We start from the raw sequence: 13,841 nt of genomic DNA, 5'->3' as shown, positions 1-13,841 counted from the left end.
GGCTGTGCATATTTTATCAACTAATTAAAGGGATTACTATTTTAGAACACTGAAAAATAAAATCAATCACCGTGACTATAGAAGAACTTATCAAAGACAAGGCTGTAAAATCAAAAGAAAAAGTAGACATCATCAGCAAATGGATTATTGACAAATCCTTACCTACCGATGAACTGATTGCTTTCGCTGAAAAATCAAAAGATCCTGTAAAAGCAACCTGCGTGGAAGCCTTGGAATATGCTACAAAACAGAATCCCAATCTGGCGGATGAAACCATATTTTCATTTGTTACCCAAACCCTTACTGAAAAAGCACCCAGAATAAAATGGGAAAGTGCCAAAGTAATAGGCAACACAGCTCATTTATTCCCAGAAAATCTGGATCCGGCTATTTCTAATTTGTTAGTGAATACGGAACATGAAGGAACTGTAGTACGATGGAGTGCAGCATTTGCACTGGGTGAAATTTTAAAATTGAAAACCAGGCATATTGAAACTCTGCTTTCTGCTCTTGAAAAGATTAGTGAGAAGGAAGAGAAAAACAGCATTAAAAAGATTTATCTGGATGCGATTAAGAAAACGAAGAAATAATTTTTTCAATTCATAAAAAATAGAAACCTGGAAATTGATTTCCAGGTTTTCTTATAATAAGTTTTGGCTAAAGCCCGCTCCTATTGAATATTTTATACATTATAAAAAAATCGTTAATCAAGCTTCAATTCTCTATCAATCTCAATCTCCTCCAGAAAAATCTCATCATGGGAAATCACCAGCACAGTTCCATGATAGTTTTTGATAGAATTGGTAAGAATTTCTACATTCTGAAGATCTAAGTTATTGGTTGGTTCATCGAGAATGATCATATCCGGAGCTTTATTGCTGATGGAAAGTCCGCAGAGAAGTAAGCGCAAACGTTCACCACCACTCAGCATACCGCATTTCTTATCCCATGTATCTTTTCCAAACAGAAATCTGGACAATAATGTTTTCACTTCAGATTCCTGTAATGCACTGTCATTGAAAGTCTGTACAAAGTCATAAAGCGTTGATTCATGATTAATCAGAGAGTATTCCTGGTCAATATAAATACTGTTGAATTCTGCCGTGTTTATTTTCCCTTCCGTAGGCTCAATTTTTTCCAGCAGAAGCTTTATCAGTGTGGTTTTTCCGGAACCGTTTGAACCTTTAACGGAAATTCTATCTCCACTTCTTACCTTAAGACTGATATTTTCTTTCCAGAGTTTTCCCTTTCCATAAGTAAAATTAATATCTTCAGTAGTAACAAGGATTTTCCCTGAATGCAGATTAGAATCATTAAAATTAACTTTCATCTGATCGGAATTCTTTAAAGAAGAACGTAAGTCTCTCAAATCACATGAAATTTCTGTGATTTTCTCAGCATGTACACATTTTAGTTTTGAACTGTTTTTTTCAGCATTGTTTCGAAGGGTATTCATCATAATTCTTGCTACTCCGGACTTTTCTTGTTTCCCTCTACCTCTTGAATCAAGCTTTTGCTTTCTTTCCAGTGTTTCCCTTTCCTTTTCTTTTGCTTTTTTCAGAGCCCGTTCTTTGGAATGAATGTCATTTTGCAAAGCTTCCTCTTCCACTTTTTTCTGTTCTGCATAGAAATCGTAATTACCACCATATGCTGCAATTCCCTGATTGCTTAATTCGAATATAGTGTCTACAATATTGAGCAAAGTACGGTCATGACTTACGATAACCACTGTTGAATCCGTTTTGTTGATAAGATCATACAGTAATTTCCTGCCATTAAGATCCAAATGGTTGGTAGGTTCATCCAATACAATAATATCTGGTTGATTAATCTGAATTCCGGCAAGAAAAACTTTAGTCTTTTGGCCACCACTCAAGTCGTCTAATTTTTGGGTTAATTCAAAATTTTCGAATCCCCAGTGTTCCAGAGCTTGATGAGATCGTTCTTCAATGTCCCAGTCATCGTTGAGCATTTCAAAATAAATTTCATCCACTTCTCCGTCTGTAATTTTTTGAAGCGCATATAATTTCTGATCTATTTTAAGACATTCAGCGATGGTAAGGCAGTTACAATTTCCGAACATTTGGGGTACATAAAAAATATCACCCTGAATATTGATGGAGCCGTTTAAAGGTTGTATTTCGCCCGCAATCATTTTCAGAAGGGTTGATTTTCCCATGCCATTGCCTCCCACTAAAGCAGATTTGATGGAAGATTGTATTGTTAAATTGGTATGATTGAATAGAAGATTTCCTCCCGGAAACCCAAAGGATATATTTTGTAGTAAAATCATGATTTCTTTCTTAATAATGGTTGAACACCAGCAACTTCTTCGTTACTGTTTTTTATGAATCTGAAAGAAATGATAATCCTACATGTCTGTATTGTTGGGTTTTGAAAGCACAAAGATAGTCATTTTCCTGAATATCATCTTTTTCATTTCAATCAGAACATTTATCACCCTGTTTTGCTTCTCTATTTTAAACACCTGTTTATTTTTAATTGTTTACAGAATCGTTTTTTTGAGGTTATACCTTTATGTTCCGTTAAAAAGCTTCTCTTTATTATTATTTAAACAGACTTTATCATGTTATTCAATTCAGATGTCCTGAAACCATCAAAGTTTCAAACTGATAAAAACAGGAAAGTATTTTAATCAAAAATCCGTAACTTTGCCTCCTACTAAAAATTTTATGGAAAGCATTAAAGTTCACGACAAAACTTTCGTTCCTTATTTAAAGGATGCCGAAATTCAGGAAATTGTAAAAGAGACAGCGTTAAGAATTTATGAGGATTACAAGGATGAGGTTCCTGTTTTCATTGGTGTATTAAATGGAGTGGTGATGTTCTTCTCAGATCTTTTAAAATATTACCCGGGGGAATGCGAAATTGCCTTCATTCAAATGAGCTCTTATGTAGGAACTGAATCTACAGGGATCGTTTATCAGAAAATGGAGCTTACTAAAGACGTGAGAGACCGTCATATTATTCTTGTAGAAGATATCGTAGATACAGGAAATACAGTAGAAAGTCTTTTCAAATATTTCAAAGAAACACAACGTCCTAAATCTGTAAAACTGGCAAGTTTCCTATTGAAACCTGAGATTTACAAAAAAGACTTCAAACTGGATTATATCGGAAAAGAAATTCCTAATAAGTTTGTGCTTGGGTACGGACTGGATTATGATGAGTTAGGAAGAAACCTACCGAATTTATATCAGTTGGAAGACGGACAAATCAACCATTAAATGCTGTTGGCTATTAGCTGATAGCTTTTAGCTTAAAAATTATATAAAGAAATAAATTTAATAATAACTTAAAAAAGCTGAAAGCAAAAAAGCAAGCCGCCAAAAGCCACGAGCCAGAAGCAAAAATGCCCATTGCTGGAAGCGTATCAACATTATGATAAACATTGTTCTGTTCGGCCCTCCAGGAAGTGGAAAAGGAACACAAGCTCAGAATCTGATCGAAAAATTCAATTTAAAACAGGTTTCAACAGGTGATCTTTTCAGATACAATATGAAAAATGACACTGAACTTGGTAAATTGGCTAAATCATACATCGATAAGGGAGAATTGGTTCCGGATCAGGTAACAACAGATATGCTGATTGACGAGATCAAAAAACCTACTGATACCAACGGTTTTATTTTTGACGGATATCCAAGAACAACGGCTCAGACAGAAGCTTTGGAAACCATCGTTAAAGAAGTACTGAATGACGAGATAGACATCTGTCTTTCATTGGTAGTAGAGGACAAAATTTTGGTTGAAAGACTTCTGAAAAGAGGGGAAACCAGCGGAAGATCAGACGACAGCAATGTAGAGATCATCGAAAACAGAATTAAAGAATATTATACCAAAACAGCAGAAGTTGCCGAGCTTTATAAGCAGCAGGGTAAATATGTAGAGGTAAACGGTGTTGGAGAAATTGATGAAATTTCCCAAAAACTTTTCGCTGAGGTAGAGAAAATTAAATAATCGGGATACGGGTGCGGGATAAAATTTCGTCCCGCAGCCTGTAACTTGCAACACAAACTATATGTCTAACTTTGTAGATTACGTAAAAATCCATTGTAAAAGCGGACACGGAGGTGCTGGTTCTGCCCACCTTCGCCGTGAAAAGTATATTCCTAAAGGCGGTCCGGACGGAGGAGACGGAGGTCGTGGCGGACACGTCATTATGAGAGGAAATGCTCAGGAATGGACTTTACTTCCACTCCGATACACCCGTCACATAAAAGCAGAACGAGGTGAAAACGGAGCAAAAAACCAGCTGACCGGAGCTGATGGTTCTGATATTTATATTGATGTTCCTATTGGGACCATTGCTAAAAATGAGGAGGGTGAAATTATCGGAGAAATCCTTGATGACAAACAGGAAATCATTTTGATGCAGGGAGGAAAAGGTGGAAAAGGAAACGAACATTTCAAATCTTCTACCAATCAGACTCCAAGATATGCTCAACCCGGAATGGATGGTGAGGAAGGCTATGTGGTCTTCGAACTTAAAATTTTGGCGGATGTAGGACTTGTTGGGTTTCCAAATGCCGGAAAATCTACACTTTTAGCATCTGTTTCTGCGGCAAAACCAAAAATTGCCAATTACGCTTTTACCACTTTAACTCCTAACCTTGGAATTGTAGATTACAGAAATTACAAATCTTTTGTAATGGCTGATATTCCAGGAATCATTGAAGGAGCAGCAGAAGGAAAAGGCTTAGGACACAGATTCCTGAGACATATTGAAAGAAACTCTATCCTTTTATTTTTAATTCCGGCTGATTCTGAACACCATTTCCAGGAGTTTAAAATTCTTGAAAATGAGCTGAAGGAGTACAATCCTGAATTGTTGGATAAAGATTTCATTGTTTCCGTTTCAAAATCTGACCTTTTGGATGATGAACTGAAAAATGAAATTGCAGCAGAGTTCCCGGAAAACAAACAGCCATTATTCTTCTCAGGGGTTACCGGAGAAGGTCTTATGGAACTGAAAGATGCTATCTGGAAACAATTACACGGATAGGACCTGCATGAAGTTATCAGTTTTATTTTGGAAATAGAACTGCAACATACAAAACAGCCTTAGATTTTTCCTGAGGCTGTTTTTCTTTATACACTTATAATATTTTAAGCCATTAAGGAAGAGTTAAGAAATAAAGTAGAGTTAAGATAAATCATTCTGATTATTAAGCGTAAGGCGAAGCTTATCTTCCTATTCTTAACACCTTAATACAACCTTAATGGTACAAATACAAGTTTAAGCAAGTTTTCCATTTTATATTTAACATAAAAACAAAAGAACATTTTGGGTTTTGGAACAATTATTGGGAGACTCTTCGAAATTGAAAAAAACTATGAAATATTTGCTAGCTATTTGTGCATTTGTGTTTTTAACATCCTGTAAAACTTCTCAAAAAGTAAATTCAAAATATACTAAAATTGAGTATGAAGCGACTCCGTGTTTTGGATTCTGCCCTGTTTTTAAAATGACCATCAACCCAGATAGAACTGCAGTTTTTGAAGCAGAACATTTTAATTTTAACGATAAACCTTCCAAAGATGAATTCTCAAAGCCACGCGAAGGGACTTTTAAAGGAACCATCAAAGAAGAAGATTATAATAAACTGATCAGTTTGCTGGATGGGTTAAATGTTAAAGGATTAAATGATAAATATGGCGAAAAAAATATCACCGATCTTCCAACTTCTTATTTAAGAATAAAACTTGCTGACGGAACTTCAAAAAATATAGAAGATTACGGAAAACGTGGAAGTGAAAAGCTTTCAGAAGTTTATCAGTTTTTTGAAAATCTAAGAAAAAACCAGCAATGGACTAAAGTGAAGTAGTTTCACAAAAAATATAGCAATAATTCCTTCGTTCCGGAGGAATTATTTTTTTATCAGGTTTTAAAGACTTATTCTATTTAACGTAAGACATAGAATGAATCAAAATTCCCAGCTCTTTTATTGCTTTTTCCACATCATCATTCCATTCTGAAGCATAGCTCAGCCTTATGCAATGGGTATATTGATCTTGTAGTGAAAATGCAATACCGGGCATAATGGCAATATTTTTTTGCAAGGCTTTTTTGTATAAAGTAAAAGCATTGATGGATTTATCCAGTTCAACCCACAAGAACAAACCTCCTTGTGGCTGCGTACACCTGGTCTCATCAGGAAAATATTCGAGAATAGCTTTAGTTACTTTCACGTAGTTAACGTATAAATCTTGCCTAAGTTTTCGAAGATGTTTTTCATATTTACCGGACTCTAGATATAGTGCAACCGCCTGATGGGTTATGGCTGTATCTGAAATCTGTTGTATAGCTTTGGTTTTTATCACTTTATCTTTATACTTCCCGGGTAGTATCCACCCTACTCTATATCCTGGAGCTAGTGATTTTGATATAGAATTGCAAAGCAGTACCATTCCTTCCTTGTCAAAAGTCTTACAATTGGCCGGACGCTTCTCACCAAAATATAAATCACCATAAATGTCATCTTCAATTAATGGTATATTATATTGAGTCATAAGCTGTACAAGTTTTTCTTTTTTATCATCAGGCATACAGTATCCCAATGGATTGCTAAAATTACTTACAATAACCAATGTGGCTATTTCCTGTTTTTTCAAAAGCTTTTCTAAGCTATCCAGATTAATCCCTGTTTGCGGATGAGTAGAAAGTTCAACTACTTTTAAACGAAGATGTTTGGCTAGCTGCAAAATTCCAAAGTAAACCGGGCTTTCTACGGCTATTGTATCTCCTGGCTGGGTAATGCTTTGCAGGCAATAAGACAAAGCCGGAATACAGCCTGATGTTGTTATCACATCCTCTAAAGTAATACTTCCATTCCAATGTAAAGTTCTTTTAGCAATCTGCTGTCTTAATCTGGAATTTCCTTCTATCGGGTCATACTGCACACCGCAGTAATCAATAGTATTAACAGCATTCTTAATACATTTATTGAGCGCTGCAACAGGTAAAAATGAAGTAGCCGGTATACCTAAAGATAATTGTACAATATGTTTCTGATCAATGGTATCATACACATTTATTGCAGCATCTTCCGGCCGGCTGTTTTCGGCTTTTTGTAAAGGATTGGTGGCCTCTGGCAATTGAATTTTATGATTATATGGGGAGCAGACAATATAACCGGATTTTGGTTTTGATACAATAAGATCTTTACTTTCCAAAACACTATATACCATCTGTGCAGTAGTCATACTTATTTTCTTTTCCGAACGTATCTGTCGTAAAGATGGCATTTTATCACCCGTCTTTAAGATCCCTTTCTTGATTTGGGCTTCATAATAATCTGAGAGATCTTGATATTTTATTGTTTTCATAATCAACTGTACTGGTTAAAATTTATAAAATTGCATCTGTACTTCAAATATAAAAAAAATTAATTTTGCATAGTAAGAAACGTAAGGGTTAAAACAATCCTTCATTAAACACATTAACAATGACACAACCTTCAAAGAAAACTATCAAAGAGATGCCAATCCATTCAACGGATATTACTATTCCGGATGGCATCAATAAAACATTGAGAATTGCTTATGTAGATGAGCCACCATTTTATTGGACTGAGCATAATGGTGTAAAAGGTGCGGATATTGAACTGGCAGAAGCCATACTTCAGGCTATAGGTGTTTCATCTATTGAGTATCATCTTGTAACATTTGATGAATTACTGCCAGGAGTTCAGGCAGGCAAATGGGATATGAATGTTCCTATTTTTGTAACCGCTGAACGCGCAAAAGATGTGGATTTCAGTATTCCTGTATGGTCACTGGGTGACGGTTTTGTTGTACAAAAAGGCAATCCTAAAGCTCTTGCAGCCTATGAAGATATTCTTAAATCTAATGATGCAATGCTGGGGCTTATTCCGGGGCAAATACAATTCGATGCTGCAAAATTGGCTGGTGTAAGTGATAATCAAATCATACTGTTCAAAAATCAGCCAGAAGCTATTGCTGCATTGTTATCAGGAAAAATAGATGCATTTGCAGCTACTACCGTAGGAAATACGGCTATTGTTAATACTCATCCTGAATTGGAAACGGTTCCTTTTGAAAATAACAAAGAGATTAAAATTCCTGTTGGAGCTTTTTCCTTCAGTAAGGATAATCAGGTTTTATTGCAGGCTGTGAATAAACAGCTTCGTAAATACCTTGGCTCAGAAAACCACCGCACAAACATGGCAAAATATGGAATTACAAAAGCTGAAATTGATGGTATTGTGCCCGGCGGCAGCATAAAATAATGAAATTTTCAATCCTATAAAATCACAAATCATGACAGTACAAAACAGCAACAGCACAGATATAGATGAAATTTTCCGTCTGTACAAAATAGCAACAGATTTTCAAAAAACAAAATTTATAGTTCACTGGCCGGAATTCGACAGAAAACTGATTGAAATGGAAATTGCAGAAGAAAGACAATGGAAGATCGTTATTGATAATTCAATAGCATGTGTCTGGGCAACAACCTTTAATGATCCTCAAATTTGGGAAGAACGCAACAATGATCCTTCGGTTTATATTCACAGGATAGCTACCAATCCGGATTTTCGGGGAAAAAATCTGGTAGAAATAATTGTTGACTGGGCTCAGCAATATGCCGCCAATAGCAATAAAAAATTTATCAGAATGGACACCGTAGGTGATAATCCGGGATTAATAGGGTACTATACAAAGTGTGGTTTCGATTTTTTAGGATTATCCAAGCTTAAAAATACAGAAGGACTGCCTGCTCATTACGACAATGCAACGGTTAGTTTGTTTCAAATTTCAATTGATGAATAATTTTGAAACAGATTAAAATAAATAGCTGCTCATATCCGGGGTAGCTATTTATTTTTGGCGACAAAAATACCTGAAAAAAGAGGTGTAAAATTCTTAATTTTTTTTAAACTACCTTTGCAGAATGTAATTCTTTCAGACTGAAGGAATTTTTATTTAAATTTTAAAATAATTCATTTGAATTTTACAGACTTAAACTTAATAGAACCTATTGCAAAAGCAATCCAGGAGCAGGGATATACGACTCCTACTCCTATCCAGGAAAGATCTATTCCTGATATTCTGGAAGGCAGAGACTTTTTAGGTTGTGCGCAGACAGGAACAGGAAAGACTGCTGCTTTTTCCATCCCTATTCTACAGAATTTATCCAAAAATAAAATTCCCAATAAACATATAAAAGCGTTAATCCTTACTCCAACCAGAGAACTGGCTATTCAGATTGAGGAAAATATTAATGCTTACGGTAAATATCTTCCATTAAAACAGCTTGTTATTTTCGGAGGCGTAAAACAAGGAAACCAGGAAGCTGCTTTGAGAAAAGGGGTTGATATTCTGGTAGCAACACCGGGAAGACTTCTTGACTTTATCGCACAGGGAATCATCAGCCTGAAAAATCTTGAGATCTTTGTTCTTGATGAGGCAGACAGAATGCTGGATATGGGCTTTGTACATGATGTAAAAAGAATCATTAAACTTTTACCCCAGAGAAGACAGACTTTATTTTTCTCAGCAACCATGCCAACCGAAATTCAGAAGCTGGCTAACTCTATCCTTAATAACCCTGTAAAAGTAGAGGTAACTCCTGTTTCTTCTACCGCAGATACCATCAAACAATCCGTTTATTTTGTTGAAAAAGAAAATAAACTGGATCTATTGACCCACATTCTTGAAAATGATATTTCAGATTCGGTACTGGTATTTTCAAGGACGAAACATGGTGCTGATAAAATTGCCAGAAAACTTCAGAAAGACAATATTTCTGCAGAAGCTATTCACGGTAATAAATCTCAGAATGCGAGACAAAATGCTTTGAATAATTTCAAGTCTGGAAAAACAAGAATTCTTGTTGCCACAGATATTGCAGCACGAGGAATTGACATTGATGAACTAAAATTTGTGATCAATTTTGAGCTTTCCGATGTTTCTGAAACCTATGTACACAGAATCGGAAGAACAGGAAGGGCCGGAGCTGAAGGTAATTCTATCTCTTTTGTAGACGGACTCGATCTTTTAAACCTAAAGAATACGGAAAAACTGATCGGGAAGAAAATAGATGTTATCAAAGAGCATCCTTTCCACACGGACAATCTTGTTGCCCAGAAAAGGGATTCTAATAACAAACCTTTTAATGCAGGTGGTGAGAAACCTAAAACAGGCAGCAATAACAGCTCAAGGCCGAATAACAACCGTAAAAAACCTTCTGCGGGCGCTTCGGTAGGATTTAAAAAACCTAAGAACAAAAATTTCACAAGAAAGAAATAAAAAACAAACCCCTTTTCAACATTGAAAAGGGGTTTTTATTTATCCTAAAATTACACTTTTATTGTTTAAACTAACTGGATTCGGGATAAGAACTGGAAGTTTTAACAGAGAATTGGGAGGCTCGGAGCTGAAAGAGAAAAGTTATTGAGGAATAATAATAACTGTCAGAAATTATAAGACTAACAGTAACCGCCATCTTCTCTCATCCAGCTTCCAGCCGGTTTTACTTAAAAAGATTTTTTGCATTCTCTGTCGTGATACGGTCTATCTCAGAAAAGTCTTTTCCATAGATATTCACCAGCTTTCCGGCTACCAGATCAAGATACGAGCTTTCGTTTCTTTTTCCTCTGTGCGGAACAGGAGCCAGATACGGAGAATCTGTTTCCAGAACAATTTTATCCAAAGGAATTTCGTTCAGAAACTGATCTATTTTCCCATTTTTGAAGGTCACTACTCCACCAATCCCTAAAATAAAATTAAGATCAATGGCATGCTGTGCCTGTTCCAGATTTCCGGAAAAACAATGGAAGATTCCTCTTAGTTTCGGATGTTTTTTTCTTTCCAATACGTCGAATGTTTCATCAAAGCTTTCTCTTGTATGAATCACGATGGGAAGATCTTTTTCTATCGCCCAGTCAATCTGCTGTTCAAAAGCTTTTACTTGAATATCCAAGGTCGTTTTATCCCAATACAGGTCAATTCCGATCTCTCCTATTGCTGGAAAATGCCTTTGATCAAGATAATTTTTTACGATTTCAAGTTCCTTTTCCCAGGATTCCGGTTTTACATAACAGGGATGCAATCCCATCATGGAAAAAATCTGTCCTGGATATTCTGTTTCCAGCTGCAACATTTTCTCATGAGATTCTGAATCTATGGCAGGAAGATAAAATTCTGTAATTCCTTTATCTAAAGCTCTCTGAACCGCTTCTTTTCTGTCTTCATCAAATTCTTCTGCGTACAGATGTGTATGTGTATCAATCATTTTATTTAAAATTTCAATAGATCTTCATAAGGATTTTCAAGTCCCAGCAACATTCCGAAGGCTGGTTCCGTTTTTATTCCCAGTTTTTTAAGTTCTATTATTTTTTGTTTAAATTTTTCTCCTTTTTCCTGTAATATTTTGTATTCGGCAGCCATATGAAGGTATGCATTCTGCTGCGTTGTAGGTTTATTCTGTCCGAAAATCTCGATGGGAAAACCTTCCAGTATGAAGTTTAATGTAATGCATTTTTCACTGCTTATGACGGGATGCTCTATTTCTACATCCTGAGGAATAAGCTGGCAACATAGTAAATCATCCAGAAAATCCTGTTCATATTTTAAATCCACTTCGAAAATAATATCCAGATCGCTTCCTTTGATATCAATTTCTAAAGGAACAGTTCCTGCTAAAATGGGAGAATAGTCCTTCATTTTCTCAAAAACATGATACTTTGTCAGAATTTCGTAAGCCTTCTTCTGCCTTTCATTTCCTTCTTTCAGATAATCAATCCTGGTAAAATCGAGCATTTAAAATATTTTATGTTTTACCTTTTTACGCTGCATTTCAATTCTTTGATCCAGCTTTTCTCTGAACTCAATAAACTTCGGATCTTTCTTATCACTCGTTTTATGTTCCAGAGCTTTAACGATCTTAAAATTTTCTTTGATAAAATCCTGGGTCTCTTCTGAAAAATAAGATTTTCCAAATTTCTCAAAAATATAATTAACCGCTTGCGTACTTGGATGAATCATATCTTCCTTATAAAAACGATAATCACGAAGATCATCCATTAAAATTTCATAAACAGGCAGATAATGGCAGTCTTCAAACATAGAAATAGACTCGTGAATAGCAGTAATCAGTTTGGATTTGCTTAACTGATTTTCTACCATCCCATCTTTTGTATGTCTAACAGGTGAAACGGTAAACAGGATTTGTACTCCTTCTTTACAAATGTCTTTAAGATCCAGAATCGTCTGGTAAATTGAGCTCGTTAATTCCTGATGGGAAAGCAGTCTTTTTTCAAAAAACTTTTGCGGAATTTTATGACAGTTCGCCACTAGCTTTTTCTTGGGAAGAAATTCATAGATAAATGAGGATCCGTAGGTGATAATGATCCAGTCAGCTTCCTGAAGAAAGGCATTTCCGGCTTCAATAGCTCCATTAATCTTATCTAAGGTCTGATGAATATATCGGGTATCAAAACTGGTGTGGTGATCCAAAGAAATATATTCTTCGTTGTAAGTGATTAGTTCCTCTTCCTCATAAAATGCAGAATCATGTAATCTGTTTATCGCATGATTGATAGAAAAAGGGTTAAAAATAGTCCCAAAAGGGTTATTAAGGGTCTGAAGTTGCCCGTCTTGCAGTAAATCTGTCATCTCAGAGGCAAAACATGATCCTATTGAAAATATTTTATCTTCAATCTCAATCTTCTTTTCTGATGCGGGAATATCAACTTCTGTTCTGAATTTCATTGTATAGGGGTTAGGATGCAGGAAATAGGTTGCAGGTAAATTGCTGCTACCTGCCACCTACCTTCTGCTACCTATATTAACTTTCTCTTCTCAACAAATAATTGGCTAGTTCAATGAAAGGCTTTTTCTTTTCTTCCGGAACATCTATTTTCTGAAGATAGCTTTGCCCAATTTCATTATGTTTTTCAATCAGACGTAATGCTTTTTCGTCCACTTTTGTTCTTCTGAAAATCTTTTCTACTCCGTATACTTTATCTACATTTTCAGTTTTTTTAGAGTACCAGTAATCCAGCTCTTTTCTTTCTTCATCTGTAGCATGCTCTCTTGCTAATAGGTACAGAACTGTTTTTTTGTTTTCGTAAATATCTCCGGCATGTTTTTTCCCAAACTGCGCCTGATCTCCAAATACATCCAGATAATCATCCATAATCTGGAATGCGATTCCGATGTGTTTTCCGAAATTGAAAATAGCTTTTGCGTCTTTAAAATCAGCTCTTGCAATCAAAGCTCCGATTTCAAACGAAGAAGCACTCAAAACTCCTGTTTTATAAGTAATCATCCTGATATAATCATCAAAAGTAACGTCCTTTTGAGTTTCAAAATTGATATCATACTGCTGTCCTTCACAAAGAAGAAGCCCTGTATGGGTAAATATTCTGATACATGCTTTGAAGATTTCAGGTTCAAGATCTTCAAAAAACTTATAGGCTTTCAGCATCAGTCCGTCTCCGGAAAGAATTCCTACGTTTAGACCGTGTAAAGTATGAATAGTAGGCTTATTTCTTCTTAAGGGAGCTTCATCCATAATATCATCATGAATCAGCGTAAAATTATGGAAAAACTCGATAGCCAATGCCGGTTTGATTGCCTGCTTAAGATCTCCACCGAACATATCACATGCCATCAGTACCATAATGGGACGAAGACGTTTTCCACCATGGGAAATAATATAGTTCATCGGGTCATACAGCTCCGAAGGTTTATCTTTAAAAGTATATTTAGTGATGGCATCTGCAACAATCTGCTGGTATCTGTCTAAAAATTCCATAAAATCTAATAATTTGAACAAAAATACAATTTTT

General features: G+C 35.7%; 14 protein-coding genes. 8 read left to right on the top strand and 6 right to left on the bottom strand.

Going from position 1 to position 13,841, the window contains the following annotated elements; all coding sequences use genetic code 11:
- Nucleotides 1–71: 71 nt before the first annotated feature.
- Nucleotides 72–590 (top strand): HEAT repeat domain-containing protein, encoded by a 519-nt coding sequence (locus CLU97_RS05025; RefSeq protein ID WP_121486956.1) that lies wholly within the window; start codon nucleotides 72–74, stop codon nucleotides 588–590.
- A 113-nt stretch (nucleotides 591–703) separates the two neighbouring features.
- Here the strand turns inward: CLU97_RS05025 and CLU97_RS05020 are convergent, their stop codons facing one another.
- Nucleotides 704–2,293 (bottom strand): ABC-F family ATP-binding cassette domain-containing protein, encoded by a 1,590-nt coding sequence (locus CLU97_RS05020; RefSeq protein WP_121486955.1) that lies wholly within the window; start codon nucleotides 2,291–2,293, stop codon nucleotides 704–706.
- Nucleotides 2,294–2,693: 400 nt separating this feature from the next.
- Between CLU97_RS05020 and CLU97_RS05015 the strand changes: the two genes are divergently transcribed.
- The 4 genes from CLU97_RS05015 to CLU97_RS05000 all read left to right on the top strand — a co-directional run bounded on the left by CLU97_RS05015 (nucleotide 2,694) and on the right by CLU97_RS05000 (nucleotide 5,849).
- Nucleotides 2,694–3,248: a phosphoribosyltransferase gene (locus CLU97_RS05015; RefSeq protein ID WP_047374145.1), complete on the top strand. Its 555-nt coding sequence runs from the start codon at nucleotides 2,694–2,696 to the stop codon at nucleotides 3,246–3,248.
- A gap of 154 nt (nucleotides 3,249–3,402) precedes the next feature.
- On the top strand, nucleotides 3,403–3,981 hold the full coding sequence (locus CLU97_RS05010) for an adenylate kinase (protein ID WP_034697446.1): 579 nt from the start codon (nucleotides 3,403–3,405) through the stop codon (nucleotides 3,979–3,981).
- Between the two features lie 61 nt (nucleotides 3,982–4,042).
- Nucleotides 4,043–5,026, top strand: coding sequence for a GTPase ObgE (obgE, locus tag CLU97_RS05005; RefSeq protein ID WP_121486954.1), 984 nt, complete (start codon nucleotides 4,043–4,045; stop codon nucleotides 5,024–5,026).
- 331 nt (nucleotides 5,027–5,357) lie between these two features.
- A complete protein-coding gene (locus CLU97_RS05000; RefSeq protein ID WP_121489657.1) occupies nucleotides 5,358–5,849 on the top strand; it encodes a DUF6438 domain-containing protein in 492 nt (163 codons plus the stop codon).
- A gap of 73 nt (nucleotides 5,850–5,922) precedes the next feature.
- On the opposite strand, the gene CLU97_RS04995 is transcribed toward CLU97_RS05000, so the two are convergent.
- Nucleotides 5,923–7,350 carry a PLP-dependent aminotransferase family protein gene (locus CLU97_RS04995; protein ID WP_121486953.1) on the bottom strand — a complete coding sequence of 476 codons (1,428 nt, stop codon included), beginning with the start codon at nucleotides 7,348–7,350 and terminating at the stop codon, nucleotides 5,923–5,925.
- A 119-nt stretch (nucleotides 7,351–7,469) separates the two neighbouring features.
- Between CLU97_RS04995 and CLU97_RS04990 the strand changes: the two genes are divergently transcribed.
- The 3 genes from CLU97_RS04990 (at nucleotide 7,470) to CLU97_RS04980 (ending at nucleotide 10,296) form a co-directional block, all read left to right on the top strand.
- Nucleotides 7,470–8,273 (top strand): transporter substrate-binding domain-containing protein, encoded by an 804-nt coding sequence (locus CLU97_RS04990; RefSeq protein WP_228437526.1) that lies wholly within the window; start codon nucleotides 7,470–7,472, stop codon nucleotides 8,271–8,273.
- A gap of 31 nt (nucleotides 8,274–8,304) precedes the next feature.
- On the top strand, nucleotides 8,305–8,817 hold the full coding sequence (locus CLU97_RS04985; protein WP_121486952.1) for a GNAT family N-acetyltransferase: 513 nt from the start codon (nucleotides 8,305–8,307) through the stop codon (nucleotides 8,815–8,817).
- A 174-nt stretch (nucleotides 8,818–8,991) separates the two neighbouring features.
- The gene (locus CLU97_RS04980) at nucleotides 8,992–10,296 is read left to right on the top strand and encodes a DEAD/DEAH box helicase (protein ID WP_121486951.1); all 1,305 of its coding nucleotides are present in this window, start codon (nucleotides 8,992–8,994) and stop codon (nucleotides 10,294–10,296) included.
- A 223-nt stretch (nucleotides 10,297–10,519) separates the two neighbouring features.
- On the opposite strand, the gene CLU97_RS04975 is transcribed toward CLU97_RS04980, so the two are convergent.
- The 4 genes from CLU97_RS04975 to CLU97_RS04960 all read right to left on the bottom strand — a co-directional run bounded on the left by CLU97_RS04975 (nucleotide 10,520) and on the right by CLU97_RS04960 (nucleotide 13,807).
- Nucleotides 10,520–11,281, bottom strand: coding sequence for a TatD family hydrolase (locus CLU97_RS04975; protein WP_121486950.1), 762 nt, complete (start codon nucleotides 11,279–11,281; stop codon nucleotides 10,520–10,522).
- Between the two features lie 5 nt (nucleotides 11,282–11,286).
- Entirely contained in the window at nucleotides 11,287–11,808 is a 522-nt protein-coding gene (locus CLU97_RS04970) for a DUF4269 domain-containing protein (RefSeq protein WP_121486949.1), read from the bottom strand.
- Nucleotides 11,809–12,759, bottom strand: coding sequence for a GSCFA domain-containing protein (locus tag CLU97_RS04965; protein WP_121486948.1), 951 nt, complete (start codon nucleotides 12,757–12,759; stop codon nucleotides 11,809–11,811).
- A 76-nt stretch (nucleotides 12,760–12,835) separates the two neighbouring features.
- Nucleotides 12,836–13,807 (bottom strand): polyprenyl synthetase family protein, encoded by a 972-nt coding sequence (locus CLU97_RS04960; protein ID WP_034697588.1) that lies wholly within the window; start codon nucleotides 13,805–13,807, stop codon nucleotides 12,836–12,838.
- Nucleotides 13,808–13,841: the final 34 nt, after the last annotated feature.

Source organism: Chryseobacterium sp. 7 (assembly GCF_003663845.1).
Taxonomy (GTDB): Bacteria; Bacteroidota; Bacteroidia; order Flavobacteriales; family Weeksellaceae; genus Chryseobacterium.
This window is presented reverse-complemented; position numbering and strand designations above follow the sequence as displayed.